Raw genomic sequence first — 21,353 nt, forward strand, 5'->3', positions numbered from 1 at the left:
GTGGCTGACCAGATGAGTTTCGCGGAATTCCGGGTGGCGCTCGGAGAACTGCAGGCGGCGATCGGTTCGGTGAGCTCCGAGAAATCGAAGATCGAGGCTGCCATGACCGCTATCGGTGGCGCTTTCACGACCGTCGACGGCGCCTGGGACGGTCCCGCCAGCGAGACGTTCGCCGAGCTCAAGACGTGGTTCGACCAGGTCTCGGCGGACTTGAGCGGCATTCTCGGCGACATGGTCACGCGCCTCGGAACGGCCTATTCGAACTACCACGAGATCGAATTGGAGAACCTGGGCAATGTCTCCTGAGCCGACCGTCAACTATGACGAGCTGCACACCGCGATCGTGGTCGACATGGACGCGATCAATAGCGCCGCGACGACCCTGGAAACACGGGGAAAAAATGTCGCGACCGGTCTCGTGAACATCAACAACACGCTCAGCGGGCTGCGCCTGGGCTGGGTCGGGACGACCGCCGCCGAGGTCGAGGCGTTCAGCAACCGCTGGGTCACCGTGGCCACCGCCCTGTTCGGCACCGAGGCGGCCAACAACGACGACGACCTGGACAGCAAGGACGGCGTCCTCAACGTGATGATCGTCGGCCTGAAGAGCGTGGTCGCGGCCTGGAACAAGACCGACCACGACCTCAAGGCGTACTTCGACGGCATGGCCGCCGGCCTCAACCCGGACAACACCAGCACCAGCACCGGCGGGGAAGCCCCACCCACCGCCGTCACCGAGACCTTCGGATCAGGTTCATGAGTGCCATCGGCTTCCACCGTCCCGCCCGCGCCTACCCACCGGAGGTCCCGGGCGAGAAGGTGGCCGTCCCGGCCCCGCCCCAGCAGAACCAGGAGTCGGCCGCCCAGGCCTGGCTCTACCTGCTGCTGCCCCTGCTGAGCAGCATCTCGATGGGCGCCTACCTGGTCACCTTCGGCCGCGCCTGGATGATCATGCTCGGCGTCGGCTTCATCCTGGTCTCGGTCAGCGTCACCTTCCTGGTCCGCGGGCAGACCCAGCGGCAGGCCCGCCGCCAGCGCGCCAAACAGCGCCGGCGCTACCACCAGCACCTCACCGAGCTGCGCGAACGCGCCCGCGAATCGGCCGCCGCCCAGCGCGCCGTGGCTGCCTACCAGCACCCGGCGCCGCACCGGCTGCTGGCCATCGCCCAGACCCGCCGCCGGGTCTGGGAACGCCGCCCGGCCGACCCGGACTTCCTGCACCTGCGGGCCGGGGCCGGGCAGGCCGAGTCGGCGCTGCGCCTGCAGCTGTCCGAGAGCAAGGACCCGACCGCCGACTACGACCGCTGGTCCCAGCGCGCCGCCCGCCGCCTGGTGGCCGACCACGGCACCGTCTCCGGCCAGGCCACCTGGGTCGACCTGGGCGGCACCGGCGTGCTCAGCGTCCTCGGCCCGGCCGCCGTGACCCGCGGCACCGCCCGCGCCCTGCTCGGCCAGCTCGCCGTCCTGCACAGCCCGGAGGACGTGCAGGTCGCCGTGCTCGCGGCCGGCGAGGGCGAGTGGTCCTGGGCCAAGTGGCTGCCGCACTGCCAGGACGGCTCGTCGCTGCTGCTCTCGACCCAGCTGGCCGGCCTCTCGGACCTGCTCGAGACCCGCCTGGAGAAGGTCCGCGCGGAACGCGCCGAACGCACCAGCGCCCTCTCCATGCGCCGCGGCCAGCGCGCCGACAAACACTTCGTGATCGTCCTCGACGGGTACGGCCCGCGCAGCGCGTCCGGCCGCGACCCGCTGATCGAGAGCCTGCTCACCGAGGCCGGCCCGGACTCCGGCCTGCACGTGATCTGCCTGGTCGAACGCGAGGCCGACGAACCCGGCCGGGTCGACGCCCGGCTGCGGGCCGGCACCGACGGGAGCATCGAGGCGCAGAGCCGGAACGCGAAACTGGTCGGCCCGGTCAGCGACGCGGTGGCCGACCAGCCGGGGACCGTCCTGGTCGAGCAGATCGCGCGGGCCCTCGCCCCGCTGCGGCTCTCCGGCGAGCGCGAGCAGGTCCTGGCCCGGACCGTGTCGCTGCCGACCATGCTCGGCTGCCCCGACCCGACCGAGGTCGATCCGCCGTCGATGTGGCGGGCGGCCGACGACCCGGCGCTGCTGCGGGTGCCGCTGGGTGTCACCGCCGAGGGGGCCGACCTGGTCCTCGACCTCAAGGAGTCCGGGCAGGGGGGCGTCGGACCGCACGGCCTGCTCGTCGGCGCGACCGGATCAGGCAAGAGCGAATTGCTGCGTACGCTCGTGACCGGTCTCGCCCTCACCCACTCGCCCGAGCTGCTGGGCATGGTGCTGGTCGACTTCAAGGGCGGCGCCACCTTCGCCGGCGTCACCGAGCTGCCGCACGTCTCCGGCCTGATCACCAACCTGGCCGACGACCTGGCCATGGTCGAGCGGATGCGCCTGGCCCTGGCCGGCGAGCAGGAACGCCGCCAGCAGCTGCTGCGCGACGCCGGGAACGTCGACAACGTCCGCGAGTACCAGCAGCTGCGCGCGGCCGGCGGCACCGACCCGCAGGGCCGTCCCCTGGCGCCGCTGCCGTACCTGATGATCATCGTGGACGAGTTCGGTGAGCTGCTCAGCCGGCGGCCCGACTTCATCAACCTGTTCGTGCAGGTCGGACGGCTCGGCCGGAGCCTCGGCATGCACCTGCTGCTGGCCAGCCAGCGGCTCGACGAGGGCAAGCTGCGCGGGCTCGAATCGCACCTGTCCTACCGGATCGCGCTGCGGACGTTCAGCCCGGCCGAGAGCCGTGCGGTGATCGGGACGCCGGACGCGTACCGGCTGCCGCCGCTGCCCGGCTCGGCCTACCTCAAGGTGGGCGAGAGCGTCTACGAGCGCTTCCGGGTCGCCCACGTGTCGGCGCCCTACCTGGCCGGGGACCCGGAGGCGCCCGCGCCGCGGGCCGCGGCGTTCGAGCCGGTGCCGTTCACCCTCCGTACGCCGGAAGATGCCAAGCGGGCCGAAGCGGCGGCGGCCGAGGCGGACGGCGAACCGGAACCACCGATCGCCGTGGCGAAGCCCGGCGGAGTGACCGAACTGCAGGTCATCGTCGAGCGGATCCTCCCGCACGGCCCGCCCGTGCACCAGGTCTGGCTGCCCCCGATGCCGCCCGTCATCGACCTCGACTCGCTGCTCGGCGACCTCGGCCACGACGAGCGCGGCTACCGGGCGACCGACTGGCCGGGTGGCTCGCTGCGGTTCCCGATCGGCGTGGTCGACCTGCCGTCGCGCCAGGAACAGCGCGTGATGGCCATGCGCATCGACGACGCCGGCGGGCACATCGCCCTGGTCGGCGCGCCGCAGACCGGCAAGAGCACGCTGCTGCGGACCGCGATGCTCTCGGCCATGCTCACCCACACGCCGGACGAGCTGCGGTTCACCGCGATCGACTTCGGCGGTGGCGCCCTCGCCGCGACCGCCGGGGCGCCGCACGTGCTCGGCGTCGCCGGGCGCACCGAGGACGAACGGATCCGCCGGGCCCTGTCGATCGCCCGCCAGCTGCTGGTCAGCCGGGAGAAACTCTTCGCCGAACTCGGCCTCGACGGTGTCGCCGAGTTCCGCCGCCGCCGGGACGCCGGTGAGCTCCCGGCCGGGCTCGACGCGGCCGACCACGTGCTGGTCATCGACAACTGGGCCGCGCTGCGCTCCGCCGTCGACGCGGCCGACCAGATCGTCAACGACATCTCCGCCCGTGGCCTCGGCGTCGGCCTGCACCTGCTGATCACCGCCAACCGCTGGGCCGAGATCCGCACCAGCCTGCGCGACAACATCGGCGGACGCCTCGAACTGCGCCTCAACGAACCGGGCGAGTCCGAGATCAACCGGGGCGTGGCCCGTGGCCTGGTCAGCCGCCTGGCCGGCCGGGGCATCGCGCCGCCCGGCAACCTGTTCCACGCCGCCGTCCCGCGCCTCGACGGGGCCGGCACCGTCGACGGACTCGCCGCCGCGCAACAGGCCGCCGTCGCCGACCTGGCCGCCGGCTGGCCCGGCCCGGTCCCCGACCGGCTGCGGGTCCTGCCACGCTCGGTCACCGCGGCCGACCTCGCCCCGGTCGACGGCGGCATCCCGATCGGCCTGCGTGAACACGACCTCAGCCCGGCCACGCTGCGCTGGGCCGCGACCGACCCGCACTTCCTGGTCCTCGGCGACTCAGGATCAGGAAAAACCACCTTCCTGCGTACGTGGATGCGCCAGGTCGCCGCCCAGCGCAGCTCCGAACAGGTGCGCTTCATCCTGTTCGACTACCGCGGCGGCCTGCAGGACGTCGTGCCGGACGAGTACATCGGCGCGCGGGCGGCCACCGGGGACCACGCCACGGCGTACCTCAAGCAGGTCTTGGACAAACTGGCCGAGCGCCGCCCACCGCTCGACCTGACCGCCGCCCAGCGACGGGCCCGATCCTGGTGGAGCGGCCCCGAACTGTGCCTGGTCGTCGACGACTACGACCTGGTCGCGGGCACCGGCGGACGCGGGCCGCTGAGCCCGGTGGCCGACCTGATCGGCCAGGCCGGCGACGTCGGCCTGCGGCTCGTCCTGGCCCGGCGGGTCACCGGCATGTCCCGCGCGGCGATGAGCGACCCGGTCCTGACCCGGCTGCGCGAATACGGCGCCGGCGGCCTGATCCTCTCCGGCGACCACCGTGAGGGTGTGCTGCTCGGCGACCAGAAAGCCGTCCGGCGCGACGAACCGGGCCGCGGCGTGCTCGTCGCCCGCGGGCGCGCCCCCGAACTGATCCAGGCACTGCACGACCCGGAGGACGTCGTCGATGGGGATTGAGTTCGACACCGGGCCGATCCGCGACCTGGCCCGGGAGTGGATGCACACCGGGGACACCCTGTACACCGAGACGTTCGGGATGTCCTTCGAGGTCATCGGCATGACGTACACGTGGCGGGGCCAGGCGTCGGCCGCGGCCCGGTCGCTGTTCTTCGTCTCCGACGGCAACTGTGTCTACGACGCCGTGCACAAGGCCTGCATCCAGGCCTGGACCATCGGGTACGCGCTGTCCGACTACGCCGACGAGGTCGACAAGGCCCTGGCCGAGGCCCGGCGGGCGCAGATCGTCGAGGCGCTCGTGGCGATCTTCGGCATGATCTTCGACCTGGTGCTGATGGGCGTCGGCATGCTCATCGCCGAGGCGCTCAAACTGCTCAGCGCGGTCTGGCAGTGGCTGCGCGCCACCATGGCCGCGTTCGAGGCGCTGCCCGCGGCCTTCCACTTCGTCTTCAACGGGGTCATCGCGGCCGGTACCGGTCTCGGCGTCGACATCCTCTCCCAGATCGCCGCGAACTCGATCATGCACCTGCCGACGGTCATCGACTGGAAGAACGAGGCGATGGTGATCGGTATGGGGTTCTGGATGGGGGCGGCCTTCTCCATCCCGGATCGCAACACGCCGCACTTCGGCCCGTCGGTCGTGCACGCCGACGTGCCGCACCTGCCGCCCACGCCGAAGCCGGGGGAGGTGCCGAGCCCGGGGAGCGTGGACGTGCCGCATCTCGGGCTCGACCTGCCCAACTTCGGGGGGAGGCGGCCGGAGACGCTTACGACGACGGACTTCACGACGCACAGTCCGGACCTGATCCTGCCGGGTCGAGGGAACCCGGAGAACTTCTCGGGGAACGCGCTTCATCTTGATCTCGGGGAACCGGTGGTGGCGCCCCGGCCGGAACCGACGATCACCCGGCCCGGGATCGACCCGGGGACACCGCGGCCGCAGGTGGATCGGGGGCTCTCGCCGGACACGATCGTGGCCCGGCCGTCCACGCCGGAGGCGTTCACGCCGCCGGGGCGGGCGCTCACCCCGGACCCGGGGACACCTCGGCCGGTGCTGGAGACGCCGGCGGGCACCGGGCATCGGCCGGTGACGGAGACTCCGGTGCCGGGCGGGCATCTGCCGGTCACCGAGACTCCGCGGTCGGTGATCGATCCGTCGGTGTCGGCTGGGCGGCCTGTGGTGGAGCCGCCCGCGCCGTCCACGGCCCGTCCTGTCGTCGAACCGTCCACTCCCGCGTCCGCGCGGCCGGTGGTGGAGCCGCAGCGGACGATCTCGCTGCCCACCTCCTCCAAGCCGACCCTGGATCTGCCGCCGTCGGTGGGGACGAAGTGGGGCACTGACGTCAACGCGCCGACCACCGGCATGCGGGACCTTTCGGGCGCGCCGGGTTCGCCTTCGCACGGGCACGTCGAACTGCCGGGCACTCCGGGCCGGCCGGCGCATCTGGAGCCGGCTCGGCTCGACGCCGGGCCGGGCGGCGGTGGGACGAAACTGACCGCCGGCCCCGAGTCGTCGCCGTCGTTGACGCCGCGCAACCTCGGCCGTGGCCTGGACACCGACCTCCCGGCCATCGGTCCCGGCAAGCACACCGAGACGCCCTTCGGCAGCCCCGGAAAGCATGCCGAGGCGCCGTCCGCCGGGCATGCCGAATTGTCGCTTCCGGGCTCCGGGAAGCACGCTGACCAGCCCCTCCCCAGCCCTGGCAAGTCGGGGGAGACCCCGTTGCCCGGCCCCGGGAAATCGGGGGACACGTCCCCTTCCGGCCCTGGGAAGGCCGCGGAGACCCCGCCGCCCGGCAAGTCCACCGACAGCGCCCCGGGCAGCCCGGCCCGCGAGGACGACCTCAAGCTCCCCGACGTACCCGACTACCAGCCCAGGATCGACAAACCGGCCGAACCGGCCAGCCCCAGCACGATCCGCGAGCTGATCAAGAAGCACGAGACCCGCGCGACCGAGGACGTCCAGCTCCCGGAGTTCCCGAGGATCCGCACCGACGGCGGCCCGGACGCCGACACCTGGGCCCGGGCCCGCCAGGACGAGATGCTCCAGGCCGTACCCGAACACGACCGCCCGGGCCTCGTCGACCGCCTCGACAGCGACGACGAGAACGTCCGGTTCAACGCCGAGGAAGAACTGGTCAAGAACTTCCACAAGACGGTCAAGGCCGCCGATGAGGCTGCCGTGGCCGCGGTCGCCCGGCAACTCCGAGGCCTCGACAAGGTGCCCGCGCCCGAGTCGCTGCCGAAACCCCGGTTCGGCTACCGGGCGACCCGCTCGGACGCCTCCGACCTGACCGAGTCCACCGCCGGGGCCTGGACCGACGCGCGACGGACGGCGGCCGAGAGCAACGACCCGCAGCGGATCGCCTCGGTCGAGGACAACATCCGCGGCCAGGGCTGGGAACCGGACGTCAAACCGCCCTCCGAGCGGGCCGTCAAGAACCAGATCGGCAAGGCGCCCGAGGTGCCGGCCGACCGCTTCGGCGACGACTGGGCCAACCAGGCCCGCGGCGACGCCCACGCGGTCGGCATGACCGACGCCGAGATCGACCCGCACATCACCCGCGTACAGCGGGCCGGGAATTTCAACGGCACCCGCGAGGACCTCACCCGGGCGTTGCGCGACATGCACACCGAGATCGGCCGCCGGGCCGGCATGCCCGAGCGCGAGATCTCCGAGTACCACGCGCGGATCGACAAACACCTCGACGCCGGGCGGCCGCGGCTGGCCCAGCACGCCAACGAGGCGTTCGAGAACCGGGTCGGCGAGCACCGCCAGGTCCGGGAACTCCTCGACGACGCCCACCTGAGCCGGCAGGAACGGGCCGACGGCGCCGGCATGACCGAAAAGGACTACCAGACCTACCGGGAGCAGTTCGAGGAGGCGTACCGGACCGGCGACGACGGCCGGATCGGCGACCTCTACCGCGACTTCGACCGGGATTTGGACCAGCGGCACGCGGCGGGCGAGGCCGAGATCGGCGCCCGCCTGCGCGAACTCAACCCGGACATGCAGTGGGGCAAGGCCGAGCACGTCAAGGACGACGGCCCGCCGGCCCGGCCCGGCAAGGACGATCCGGCCTTCACGAAGATCCAGAAGAAGTTTCAGTCGATCAAGACTCCCGAGAAGGTGGAGGACCGGCCGAGCGCCCACCCCGACCTCGACCGCCGGATCGCCGACCTGAAAGGCGCGGGCGACGAGGCGGACCTCGCCGCGCGCCTCGACAACCTGCGCGACAAGCCCGAGCCGCCGTCCGCGCCGGGGCCGTCCCGGGACACCCTCGAAAGCGGCCTCGACGACCTGAAATCCACCAGGTCCGACACCCCCGAGGCGCCGGGCACCTCCACCGACAAACCGGGCATCTCCACGGACAAGCCCGCTACCTCCACCGACAAGCCCGACACGGACAAACCGGTCACCGACAAGGGTGATTCCGACGAGGTCGTCCTCGACAAGGACGAACAGGATCTCGCCGCGCGCTTCGAAAGGCTGAGGGGCGGCCCCTCGAAAACCCCGGAAAAACCCGAAACCCCAGGCAAAATCTCCGAAAACCCCGATTCCCGTACGGCGTCAAGACCCGCCCCCGACCGGGACGCCGAACCACCGGTCAAACCCCAGGCCGGCGACCTCGTCATGGAACGCCCCCGGGTGACCCGCTCCGAGCCCGAACCCACCGTCCCGGAACGCTCGATCCGCGAAACCCCGCCCCGCCGCTCCGACCAGCAGCGCCAGGCCCGCCTCGACGCCGACCAGAACGGCGTCGACCGTTCCCGTGTCACCCGCGAGGACTCAGAGGAGGACGCGACCGCATTCCACGACGAGTTGCAGTCGTGGTTCGACACGATCCGCCACCGGAACGAGCCCGAGCCGTCCGCGCACGCCGATACCCTGGAGACCCGAGGTTCCCGCCCCGAGGACGCCGCCCCGGACGACGACCTGGTCGCCCGCTTCAACGCCCTGCGCGGCCCCCGCCGCAGTGAGTCCCCGGCCCCGGCCCTGCGCGAGGAGACCCCCGAGGTTCATGGGTCGCGGTCTGAGGATCTTGTTGACAACACGGATCTGATCGAGCGGTTCAATGCGCTGCGGGGGCCGCGGCGGCTGGAGCCGGAACCGTCGGTGCACGGAGAGACGCCGGAAGCGCCGCTGACTCCGCAGGAGCGGGCCGATCTGGATTCGTTCATCGCGGATCTGGAACGGGAGCAGGCGGACGTCGACGCGTTCGTCGCCCACCTGGAACGCGAGCAGGCTGATCTGGACGCGTTCTACGCGGAGCTGGAGCGGTTCGGCGAGACGCACGTGCCGGATCTGCCCATGGTCAGCCCGCCGACGGCGATCGTAACGACGGGCATCCATGACTCGGCGACGGTCGTGTCCGCGATTGATCAGCACGTGGATCTCACGGTGATCAGGACCGAATTCAACGTGCAGGGGACCGTCGCCCCGAGGTCGGTGGAGATCGTCCGGACGTGGATGCAGATCGAGGGTGCCCAGATCACCCGCCAGATCTGGGGATCCGACCTCCCGCACCTGCCGCCGAGGGAGACCCCGCCGCAGCAGACCAACCAGGCCCAGCAGCAAGCTCCGGCGCAGCAGCAAGACGCGGAGCAGCCGCCGGGCACGCAGCCACAAGACGCGGAGCAGCCGCCGGCGACCCAGCAGCACGACGGCGCGACCCAGCAGCACGACGGCGCCGTGCAGCAGAATGACGGGGCGGCGCAGCAGCAACCGGGCCAGGTGCGGGTCGATGATCCGCGGGCTGGGCAGTGGCAACGGGAGCTGGAGCAACTCACCCAGCGCGGCGAGCGCCGCCTCGAACGCCTCTGGATTCAGGAGCGGGAGGAGGCCACCGCCGCCCAGCGGTTCTACAACCAGTTGCGGGCCGAGGCCACCACCCTCGAAGTCCGTGGGGCGTTCACGCCGGAGCAGATCCAGGAGCGCGGCGCCCGGTTCCTGGACGAGCAGTTGCAGCGGTACCACTACGAGCCGGGTGTGCGCACCGGCCGCTTCCAGACGGTCCTCGACGACCTGCTTTTGTCGCCGTCCGAACGTCCGGCGAAGCCCGCGACCACTGAGCGCGGTAACCAGACCCGCACCCAGCAGCAGGCGGACGAGGACGCCCTGACGCCGGAGGACGAGGCCCGCTACGAGGCGATCCTCGAGGAGATCCGGCAGGAGCAGGCCCAGCGCCGCCCGGCCCCGGAGCCGCCGTCGCTGCGGGAGATCTTCCGCGACCGGATCCGGGACCTTCCACAGACCCGGGACACGACCCTCCCGGAGCGCGAGCCGCTGGTCGAGGAGGAACCGCCCGCCGACGCCTGGGCCGACCTGGCCATCGGCGACGCCACGTTCGACCTGCAGACGTCGATGTCCGCTTTTGCCCAGCGCGACGTCCGTACCTGGATGGCCCAGCAGCGAGCCGACCGCGCCCGCCTGTTCTGGGGTGACGCCGAGCCCGTCGACCTGAGCCCGCGCAGCAAGCCGGCCGACCCGCGCGAGCAGCAGTGGCAGACCGATCTGCGGCAGCTCGCCGCCGAGGGCCGGCAGCGCCTGATCGACGTCTGGCGGCAGGAGCTCGACGAGCACGCGGCCGCCCGGACGTTCCACGGCCTGTTGCGTGACGAGGCGCCCGGCGGCGAGGTCACCGCTCGCTTCGCGATGTCCGACATCCGCGAACTCGGCCACCAGTTCCGCAGCGACTTCCTGACCCGCCGCGGCACCGAGGACACGTTCAGCACCGGCCGCTTCGACGAGGCCCTCGCCGACATGCTGAACCCCCGCCCGCGCGAGGCGACACCCGCCCGCGCCGCAACCACCGGGACCACCGAGCCCGCCACCGCCACCGCCGAAGGCACCGCCTCCGCCACCGGCACCGCGACCGCCGAGACCGACGCGACCGAGACTGCTGACGCGACCGCGACCACCTCGGGGGAGGGGACCGCGCCGCGCGTCACCTCCGACCCGGCGTTCGAGGAGTGGTACGCGGCGAAGATCGCCGCACAGGAGGCCCGCCGGGCGCAGGAACGGGCCTCGGCCCGGCCCCGGACCGCCGAGCCGCGCGACACCCGCCCCGACCCGGCCTCGCTCACCCCCGAGCAGCGGGCCGAAACCTGGACGAAGACGTCGAAGGACCTCCAGGCCCGCGCCGCCCAGCAGGTGGAGACCGCCGCCACGGTCGAGCGCAACCGCCCCGACCTGGGCCTGGAGATCGGCCGCGAGCTGGACCGCGCGGCCGCCGACATCGCCGCCCGCGACCGCCTGACGACGCCGCTGCCGCCCGGCACCGCGCATCAGACCGCCGACCACCGGGCTCGGATCAACCGGATCTACGACCAGATCTACGCCCCGGTCATCGAGGCCGGCGCCCGACCCTACGAGTCCGCGTTCACCACCGCCGACCGCGTCTGGAACGTCACCCGCGAGACCCTGCTGCGCGAGGTCCACGAGCAGGAGATGGCCCGCCACGAGCTGCTGCGCCACCAGCCCACGATGACCAACCTGCTGGTGTCCGCCCTGATCGCCGGCCACTCGATGACCGCGATCAGCGCGGCGATCACCGCCTTCGGCGCCGACATCGGCGCCGAGATCCGCAGCCAGCTCGCCGCCCCCCAGCCGTTGATCCGCGCCCGCCGCGACCAGTGGCTCGCCATGGAGTCCCGCCTCGAAACCCGTCTCCACCATCACTTCCAAACCCTCAAACCCGATTTGGGTACGGCCGAAGAACCGCCCGCCCTCACGACGGAAACCGCCACCGAGCAGCTCCCCCTGACCACCGCGAGCTCAACCACCGTCTCTGCCGCTTCCGCCGCCACCACGGCTGCCGAACAGGCTGCTGCCGACGCAGTGAAGGCGACCGAGGAGGCCTTCCAAGCGGCGGTCAGAGCGCGGCGGGAGGACGCCGGTCGGCGGGTGACGACCGAGTTCGATCAGTTGGGAGCGGGTGATTCCGGGCTGCTGGAGCGGCTGCGGGACAACGTCGACACCCTCGGCCCGATGATCGACGAGATCGTCGAGGCGGGAATCGGACGGGCCGTCGAGCGCGCCCGGAGCAGCGAGTTCACCGAGCCTGCCACCGAGGCCGCGCTGGCCGAGATCGACGCGGCCGTCGACACCGTCGTCGGGGAGTTGCCGCGCCTGCTCGACCAGGCGGAGGGCCTGCTCCTCGAACGGGATCTGGCCGCCGCCGACATCAAGCGCCTGGCCGCCGACCGGGAGCTGCCGCCCGGTTCGCTCGACCGGATCATGGTCCAGCACGTCCGGGACCACCTGACCGCCTGGCTGGACCTGCACGGCGCCCACGCGACCGCCCTGACCTCCTCGATCGCCTCCCTGGCCGACGACCTCCTCCCGAAGCCGCCGAACGACCAGGCGACGGCCGGGCAGCCGACGCAGGGAATGCCGGCTCACGACGAGCAGGGCGCCCGGGACCAGGCTGACCGGGACCAGGCTGACCTGGACCAGGCTCACCAGGGTCAGGCCCACCAGGAGCAGCCCGGTGTGGCCGAGCAGCGCCTGGCCGCGGCCCTCGGCATCCTCGACCCGTGGGGCGGCGAAGCGGCCGAATGCGCCACCCGCGTGCTCACCGCCCTGGACGCGCTCGGTCTCGGCCCGGCCCGCCGGTCCCGCGACGACGGTGCGGGCAGCCGGGTCACCGATGTGATCGGTGAGCGGCTCGGCGGCCGGTTCCGCGACTCGTGGGCGAGCGCCCTGAGCGAGCTGCCGCCGGGCGCGGTGACCGCGGTCTGGCTCGACCCGCTCAACGACGACGCCCACCTGGTGCTGGTCCTGCGCCTCGACGACGGCGGCTACGCGCTGGTCGAGACCCTGGTCCAGGACGGCCCGGGCTATCGGGCCGGGCGGCTCGACGACCCGGCCGTGCTCGGCCGCGTCCGCCTGCCGCTCGACCTGGACGGCGCCGTCGCCCACGCTTCCCTGACCGATTCCGCCCAGCTCCCCGCCGAAGGGACAAAAGCCGACGGGACAAAAGCCGAAGGGACGAAAGCCGACGGGACCGAGCGGGCGGGGCTCGCGCCGGAGCGGAACGTGCGGGTGGACAGCCTGCTCGACCCGGGCGGTACCGCGCCCGGCATGCTCTCCAACCTGCGCCGCCCGGTGCGGATCGCGCTGAACGATCCGCTGGTCAACCCGGCCCTCGACGAGCACGAGGCCGAGCTGGGGCGCTGGCAGGACGAGGAGCTGCTGACCGGTGTCTCCGGTCTGCTCACCGGGCCGTTGGTGCGGGCGTCGGCGGCGGCCCACACCACCCTGTTCGAGCACGTCGCCGAGCACGTCGCGGGCACCCGGGTGCTGACCGTGGCCGAGTTCGAGGACGCGATGGCCGGGGTCGCCCAGCATCAGGCGATCCGGGGTCATCTGATGCGGGACCGGCATGCCCTGTTGCGGCGGCAGATCGCCGAGTGGGCGGCCGCGCTCGACGGCCGTACGCGAAAGCAGCAGTTTGATCTTGTTGTTGCGGCTGAGCTCGGTGCGCAGATCGAGACCCTCGCCCCGCACCGGGCCGGGATCGAGGCGGCCGCGCGGTTCGGGCGGGAGCGGGCCGGGCGGTTGCTGGCCGCGGACGGCACCGTGCCGCTGGTGTTGCCGGCCGAGTTGGTGGCGGTCGGCGGTCATGCCGCGGAGATCGCCGACGGTCTGGCCATCCTGGTCGACCGGGCCGGGATGCTGGCCGATTACGCCGACAGCACGCGCCGGGCCGAGCGGGTCGGCTGGGCGACGCTGCTGCGGCCGGACGGGGTGGCCGAATCGCCGAACGGGCGGCTGGTCGACGCGTTGCGGCAGGCCGCCGTGGCGCAGGGTGTGGTCGTGCCGCAGGCGACCCTGGACGTCTGGGACGAGCTGGCCGAGTCCGGGGTGCCGGTCGATCTGGCCGACGTGGCCGAGGAGTCCGGGGTGGTGATCTTCGCGGTCAGCCTGGGCCGCGGCGATGTTCTCACGGCCGACGACGTGGACGACGACACGATGGTGTTCGAGCCGGACGGCGCGGACGAGAACACGCCCGAGCTGATTCTGGCCCGGGTCGAGGACGGCCCGTGGCAGGCGCTCATGCCGTCGCCGCACCGCGCGCACGCCGAGGCCGCCTGGTATGTCGACCGCGGTGCCCTGGGCGAGTTCGCGGTCTCGGCGGCCGACTGGGCCGATCCGGCCCTGACGGCGCAGCGCACGGCGGCCGGGCTGGCCGGCCGCAACCTGGACGCGGCGGTCACGACCGGGGTCGAGGAGCAGATCCGGCACATCCTGTCGGGCGGCGACCGCAACGCCGCGGCGGGCGCCGAGCAGCAGCTCACCGACCTGCTCGACCACTGGGACCGGGTTCTCGCCGAGGGGGTCACGGTCGCGCTCGGCGGCCACCTGGTGTGGATCAAGCCGCGGCCCTCCGGGCTCGGCGTGCGCGAGCCGCAGCCGGCCCCGACCGGCCGGTACGGCGTCTCGTTCGCCTCGACCGCCGTCGACTCGGCGACCGAGCAGGGCAGCAGCCGCTCGCTCGTCGACCTCGGCGCCGAGCTGCTGTTCAACGCCACGGCCGGCGCGATGGCCCGGTTGATGCTGGCGTTTCCGAAGGTCAGGCTCTCCACCGAGCGCGGTCACGGGGCGGCCCAGGACCTGAAGGTGATCTCCGGCCGGAAGCTGTTCGCCACCAGTCTGACCGATTTCGCCGGTGACCTGCTCTTCGCCGTCAGCGTCGACGGGCAGGCCCCGATCGAGTTGACCGTCCCGCCGGCCGACGGTGATTTCGCCATCCGGTTCGCCACCCCGCACGTGACCGCCCAGCGCCGCCCGATCGCCGGGACCGCGCGGTCGGCTGCGCACCTGGTCCGCGACACCAGCGCCGGCGCCCGCGAGGTGATCAACGCGGTCGGGCTGGACGCCCTGGTCCGTGACGTGCACCGGAGCCTGCTCGGGGTCGAGGGGCTGTCGGTCGACGGCTCGGTGCGGATCGCGAAGCGGATGACCGCCGAGGTTCTCAACGAGCGGGCCGCCCGGAACCGCAGCATCGCCCTGCTCAGCAACGGTGTGGTGATGGACCCGATCGAGGAGGACGGGTTCTGGACCCAGCCGGTGATCCGGTTGCGGCCACAGCGGATGCAGTACCTGGCCGGCGCTTCCAATCCGGAGGTGACGATCCGCGACGACAAGGGCATCTTCCGCGGGGCGGCCCGCAGCCGGTCGGCCGGCGCCAGTGTCTCCGGCGCGATCGAGGTGCTGCCGCGCGGCATCAAGGCGGCCGCCGGGTCGATCGTCAGCGGCAACGTGTCGGTCACGGCCGGTCCGGAGGTGACCTGGAAGTCCGGCACCGACGGCAAGACCGATGTGAAGACCGGCAGCCACACCGTGCTGAACACGTCGGACCAGCAGCACCTGTACCGGACCGTCTTCGGCGGCGACGTCGAGTTCCTCGGGTCGAACCGGCCGATCGCCGACGTGCGCGGCGGCCGGGTCGAGGGCGAGCTGGGTGTCCTGCACCGGGACGCGGCCGCCTTCGAACGCCGGTACTTCGGGGAGGTGCTGCCGGTCGCGACGACGCCGCTGATCACGCTGCAGCCCGAGCCGGCCGTCACGCTGTCCGGCCCGCTCACCGGGCCGCAGCTGGACGCGCTGCTCGGCGGGCCCCTGCCGTTCGCCCCGCACCTGCGGCCGGGCATGACCGCGCCCCGGGCCGCGGTCGTCGGGGTGCCGTCGGTGCTGGCCGCCGGGCGCGGGCATGCCGAGGCGATGGAGACGAAGTGGCCCGGCATCGAGCGGGTGCTGCCCGGTGTCGAGATGATGCTGCGCGACGCGGTCGGGAACCGGGCCGGGGTGCCCGCCAAGGACTGGGCGCGAGCTCGGCAGGTGCTTGAGGCCGCGTACGGGAAAGGGGTCCTCGAAGCCGAACCGGACCGTCTGTGGGTCGGCGCGCAGGAGGACTTCACCATCGGCGGGCGCACGTACCACGTGGTCGTCACCGCCCACCCGGGCCAGGTCACCAACACCGGCATCCCGGACGTCGTCGTCTCCAACACCCGGGCCGTGCGCGGCCCGTCGGTCAAGGGCGGCAAGTCGGGCTCGATCTCGGCCGAGTTCGCGCCGAGCGGCCAGGTCCGCATCGGCAAGGGCCTGGGCCGTTTCGTGGCCGGTCCGCGCCTCTCCGGCGAGCAGGAGTGGGGCGCCGAGCAGTCGGTCAGCTCGTCGCTCAAGGAGTACATCCGCTCCGAGTTCGCGGTGGAGACGGCCGCCCGGGTGACGACCGTCGTCACCATCGCGGTCAGCGAGGGCGACCAGGCCCCGGTCGTCCGGCGGCTCGACGGCGACCCGGTCGAGCACGTGTCGGTGCCGCGGTTCTACCAGGCCCACACCGCGCCCGGCACCCTGGCCGCGACCCGGGTCGGCCCGGCCTTCCTGAACGGTGTGGTGCCGATTCCGCTCGCGGCGCACGGTGTCTCCGGGATCCGGCCGTTCTTCGGCAACCTGCCCGAACTGTCGGCGGCCGTGGCCGAACTGTGGGCCGAGGCCAACCACCTGCGGTCGAACCCGATGACCTGGCCCAAGCCGATCCGGCAGCTCGGCGAGGCCGGCGAGCTGTCGGCGGCGTTCGGTGACCTGACCGACGGGCGCGGCTGGTACGTGCCGCTCGGGCGCAACGGCAACACCGAGTCGGCCGCCGTGATCACCGCCGTGGTGCACGGCGCCCAGCGCAGCGCCACCACCGTCGACGGCGAGATCGAGAAGTACTCCCAGCAGGCCGGCAGCACCGGCCGCGGCAGTGACCGGACCCGGACGTTCGGGGCCGGCGGCAGCACCGGCGCGGTGTTCAGCTTCGGCGGCGGCGAGGAGGAGGACGACAGCTCCGGCACCCGTCTCGCCGGCACCGGCGGCGGGACGCGCGAGTGGTCGCGCGGCAGCGGCGAGAGCCACGACCAGGGCATGATCACCATCACCCGGGAGACGACGCGGGGCGCGCACTACCGGGCGTCGGTCGCGTTCGAGGTCCGGGTGATCAGCTGGCCGGCCGGGTCGACCCTCCGGCAGACGTTCCGGGCGGCCGCGCCGGCCACCGCGTCCCGGACCATCCGCCTGCGCGCCGACGACCAGATCAGCCTGCTCGTCGAGGACCGGCTGGCGACGCTGCTCGGGATGACCAACGCCGCCGCGCCGCCACCGGTCGTGGGCCGCATACTGATCGACCCGGACGTGGCCCGCGCGTTCACGCACGCCGAGCACATCCACGCCCCGGGCCTGCTCGACCAGATCGTGCGGCAGCTCAAGCTCTGGGACCTCGCCCCGAACGGGGTGGCCGGGACCGAGCGGTACGACCTGCTGCACGCCCAGCTGGCCGAGACGTTCCGCTCGCACCGCCTGGAGGTCGGCCAGTTCGACCTGTTCGGCTCCGGCCTGCTCGGCTGGTTCCCGATCCTCGACGGCCCGGTCACCGGCTACCTGACCGTCTCCGCGCGCGTCGTCAACCGGACCGTGACCGGCACCTTCGCCCGGCCCGGCCTGGACGGCACGTTCCGGGCCGAGGGGACCGAGGAGCACGCGCACGAGGTCAGCCGGGGCGGTGGCGGTGGCGGGTTCGGCCAGGGCCGGTTCCGGATGATCGGCGCGGACGGGGTCGGCGGCGGCGCCGCGCTGGCCGGGGGCGGCGGTTCGGGCCGGGAGGAGACGCACGGCAGCGCGACCACCACCAAGACGATCTACCGGCTGAACACCAAGAGCCGGCACATGACGGAGTTCACCGAGAACCTCCGCATCGAACTGACCATGGAACACACCACCGCGCCGCGCGATCTGATCCTGGCGGTGCGCGACGGCTACCGTACGGCCGTCGACCGGGTCCACGCGCTGATCGGGCACCGGGCCGCCCCGGCGACGGTGACCAGGCCGTTCACCGCCCACACGACCGGGACCATGCGGTCGGTCGTACCGACCTACCTGACCCGGGTGACCGGCGCCGCCGGACTGTTCGGGCTGCAGGCGGTCAGCCAGGTCGCGCCGGCCGTCGTCCCGCACGACCGGTGGCTGACCGCGCGGCAGCGGCAGACCGTCCGCACCCAGCCGTCGCTCAACCACGTCGTGCTCGAGGACACCACGGTGCAGCCGCTCACGCTGACCGCCGCCGCCGAGATCGCGCGGCTGATCGAACGGGTGCGGGAGCACACCGAGACGCCGGCCGAGCTCGGCGTGCGGGCGACCCGGGTGGCCAGTGAGTCGTTCCTGCGGCCGCGGTTCCTGGACCTGCTGCGGGGGGACGGGCACCGGATCGGGAACGAGACCGTCCGCGCCTACGTGACCGGAATCCATCAGGTCCACGACGGCGGGAACGCGGTGTCGGGGCGGTTCAAGTGGCGGTCGTACCAGCAGACCACCACCGCCCCCGAGGAGTCGGTCGGCCAGTTCAGCGGCTGGCACGGTTCCCTGACCGGGGACGGCGGCCACCCGATCCACAAGCCGCACGAGCCGGGCAAGCTGTACCTGAAGAAGGCCGGCGGCGGGGGCGGCTTCGCCCTGTCCGGCGACCGGGGGGCCGAGGTCGGCAGCGAGCTCAGCACGACCAACGAGCGCAACCACGAGAGCAGCGGCGACTACCGGTTCTACGCGGCCGACCTGACCGTCGTGGTCGAGGGCCCGAACGGGGCGATGGCGGTCGACGTGCCCCGCGGCCTGACCCTGCTCAGCCTGCGCGACGCCACCGCCATGACGCAGGCCGCGAACCTGCCCGCGGTGGCCGCCGGGCCGGTCGCCGCCGCCCAGCTGCCCCTCGCCCCGGCGACGGGGGAGCGGACCGCGTCCGGGCCGATCCTGCCGTGGCTGCGGTCGCTGCTGCCGGACCTGCCGCCGATGCCGCGCCTGACCGATCTCGTCCGCCTGGCCGCCGCCCCGGCCCCGGCCGCCGCGCCCGCCATCGAGATGACCCCGATCCGGTCCGGCTTCGCGGTCCCGCCCGAGCCGGCGATGACGTCACCGGCGCAGGAGACGGCCGGCCGCAGGGCGATCGCGGTCGGCGACGGCGACGACCTCGCCGCCGTGGCCCGGGCCGCCCAGCTGCCCGACGGCTGGACCGGCCTGGTCACCCACACCCGGGACGGGTGTCCGGTGCTCGGCGGCGACCGGGTCACCCCGGACACCTGGCTCGACCAGGCCCTGCCGCAGGCGGCCCGGAACGCCGCCCGGACCGGCAACAATCAGGGCCTGGTCCTGGCCGGCTGCGAGCTGAGCGACGCCGACACCGCGGCCATGTCCACCGCCCGGCGCACCCTGCAGCGCCTGGCCACCGAGAACCACGGGATCGCCCCGGCGGTGATCGCCAGCCGCGCCCCGGTCTGGGCCAGCCAGACCACCGGCGCGATGTTCAGCGGCCAGGCCACGGTCAGCGACCAGGGCCGGCTGCTGCCCGGCACGCCGGTCCCGTTCGAGCGGCTCACCCTGGGCCCGGACGGCGTCGAGCGGACGCTGCTGGGCGACGACGGCTGGCTCAGCACCCCGCCGCCCGGCGCCATGCGCGGCCCGTGGACGCAGCTCATGCTGGGCGTGCCCACCCTGCAGGCGCCGGCGACCCGCGCGCTGGTCGACCACCACCCGCTGCGCAACCCGTCGGCGGCCGAGCAGGCGACGATCCAGCGGTGGCGGGACGAGACCGTCCTCGACGGACTCAGCACCGCCCTGGCCGACGGGCCGGCCGCCGCGGTCGCGGGTGCGTACCGGGACCTGTTCGCCGCGGTGGCCGACCACGGCACGACCCCGCTGACCGGGGACCAGTTCCTGGACGCGGCCGAGCACGTCGCCCGGTACACCGAGATCGCCCGGCTGGTCGACGCCCACCCGAACTCGATGCTGCGCTACCACCTGGCCGAGTGGGCTGCCGGACGACCGGGCCGGACCACCGAGCAGCGGCACGACCTGATCGTGACGGCCGAGCTGGGCGCGGCGATCGAGGCCCTGGCCGGGCACGAGGCGGCCATCGACACGGTCGCCCGGCAGGCCCGCCAGGACGCCCGGGACCGGCTCGACGCGGACGGGAAACCGCCGGCCGTGCTGCCGGACGAACTGACCGCGGCCGCCGCCCACCCCGAGGAAGTGGGCCGGGCGCTGGCCGTGCTGTGGGATCGGGCCGAGTCGCTGACCTCGCTGGCCGAGGCGCTGCGGGAGGGCGTGCGCTTCTCCGACGGGATCCTGCTGCCCGCGCTGCCGACCGTCGCCACCGGACCGCAGGCCGGGCTCGTGGCCGCGCTGCGCCAGGCCGCGTACGAGCAGCAGGTCGAGTTGTCCGCCGACGTCGAACGGGCCTGGTCCGCCCTGGCCGGCGACCCGGCGGCCGGGGACGCCGACCTGACCGTGCTGGCGAACCAGGCCGGGGTCCTGATCGCCGCGGCCGACATCGGCGCGCACACCGTTGTCTCCACGAGCCAGGCCACCCCGTTGGTGACGTACCACGGCGCGGACACCGGTGCGCTGCTGCCGATCGTGCGGCACAACGGCGTGTGGCGGGCGCTGGTCGCGAACCCGGCCCGGCGGTCGGTCACCCGGATCGCCGAGGCGGCCTGGTACGCCGAACGCGGCGCGCTGGGTGAGTTCTCGGTCGCCGCGGCCGACTTCGCCAACCCGGCCGCGACCGCCGATCTGCTGGCCGAGGCCCTCGACGGGGCCACCCTGCCGGCGACGCTGCGGGACCCGGACGTCCGGCGGGCGTTCCGTCACGGCGTACGCGATGAGATCGAAAAAATTCTCGGCGGCGAGGGCCGGGCCACGGGCGGGAAGCCCGAGGAGGACCGGCGCACAGAACTGCAGGACTACTGGGAGAAGGTGCTGCACGAGGGGGTGACGGTGCCGATCGCCGGCCGCCTGGTCTGGATCAAGCCGCGGCCGGCCAACCTGGCCGTGCGGGACCCGCGCCCGCCGCGCCCGAAGCGCTACGGCGTCTCGTTCGCCTCCACCGCGATCGACACCGCCACCGAGCAGGGCGGCGAGCTCAGCCTGAGCGACGCCGCCGTCGAACTGCTGTTCAACTCGGCCCTCAGCCACGTGTCCCGGCTGCTGCTGGCCTTCCCCAAGATCGGGATCGGCACCAGCGCGAGCCACGGCGCCGGCGAGGACCTGAAGGTGATCTCCGGCCGGAAGCTCTTCGCGACCAGCCTCACCGAGTTCGCCGGCGATCTGGTCTTCGACGTCTCGGTCGACGGTGACCTGGTCGGCCGCCTGCCGGTGCCGCCGGACGCGGGCGACTTCGCGATCCGCTTCCCGACCCCGCACGTCGAGGCGCCGGTCCGGCCCGACTTCGGCGCGACCGCGGACGGCAGCGCGCAGATCCGCGACACCGGTACCGGCGGGCGGGAGGTGATCAACGCGGTTCAGCTGGGCGACCTGGTCCGCGCGGTCCACCGCAGCCTGGCCCTGGTCCCGAAGCTGACGCCGGCCCAGCGGGCGTCGATCGCCGAGCGGATGACCGAGGAGGTGCTCAACGAGCGGGCGTTCCGCAACCGGAGCATCGCCGTGCTCAGCAACGGCGTGGTGATGGACCCGATCGAGGCCGGCGGCGTGTGGATGCAGCCGCTGATCCGGATCCAGCCGGTGCGGATGC

The 21,353-nt window shown here is 73.2% G+C and carries 4 protein-coding genes (1 of these 4 running past the window's edge); all 4 read left to right on the forward strand.

Annotated elements, in window-relative coordinates; translation table 11 throughout:
* Tightly spaced (each overlapping or abutting the next), the 4 genes in view from ACSHV8_RS08570 to ACSHV8_RS08585 form a layout consistent with a single transcriptional unit that may run on beyond the window.
* Positions 1–306, forward strand: a complete 306-nt coding sequence (locus ACSHV8_RS08570; protein WP_436531112.1) for a WXG100 family type VII secretion target — start codon at positions 1–3, stop codon at positions 304–306.
* Positions 296–760, forward strand: a complete 465-nt coding sequence (locus tag ACSHV8_RS08575; RefSeq protein WP_436531114.1) for a hypothetical protein — start codon at positions 296–298, stop codon at positions 758–760. The genes ACSHV8_RS08570 and ACSHV8_RS08575 overlap by 11 nt, the downstream gene beginning before the upstream one ends.
* Positions 757–4,785 carry a type VII secretion protein EccCa gene (gene eccCa / locus ACSHV8_RS08580; RefSeq protein WP_436531115.1) on the forward strand — a complete coding sequence of 1,343 codons (4,029 nt, stop codon included), beginning with the start codon at positions 757–759 and terminating at the stop codon, positions 4,783–4,785. The genes ACSHV8_RS08575 and eccCa overlap by 4 nt, the downstream gene beginning before the upstream one ends.
* On the forward strand, positions 4,775–21,353 hold the 5' portion of the coding sequence (locus ACSHV8_RS08585; protein WP_436531117.1) for a hypothetical protein. Its footprint extends 11,615 nt past the window's final position; 16,579 of the gene's 28,194 nt are visible here — the first part of the coding sequence; its start codon is at positions 4,775–4,777; its stop codon lies off the right edge, out of view. Before eccCa ends, ACSHV8_RS08585 begins: the two co-directional genes overlap by 11 nt.

This window comes from Actinoplanes sp. HUAS TT8 (assembly GCF_051380535.1).
Lineage (GTDB): Bacteria > Actinomycetota > Actinomycetes > Mycobacteriales > Micromonosporaceae > Actinoplanes.

Bases quoted from the DNA above. Each gene is read 5' to 3' on its own strand.
- ACSHV8_RS08575 (WP_436531114.1), top strand. From the start codon at position 296: ATGTCTCCTGAGCCGACCGTCAACTATGACGAGCTGCACACCGCGATC.
- eccCa (WP_436531115.1), top strand. From the start codon at position 757: ATGAGTGCCATCGGCTTCCACCGTCCCGCCCGCGCCTACCCACCGGAG.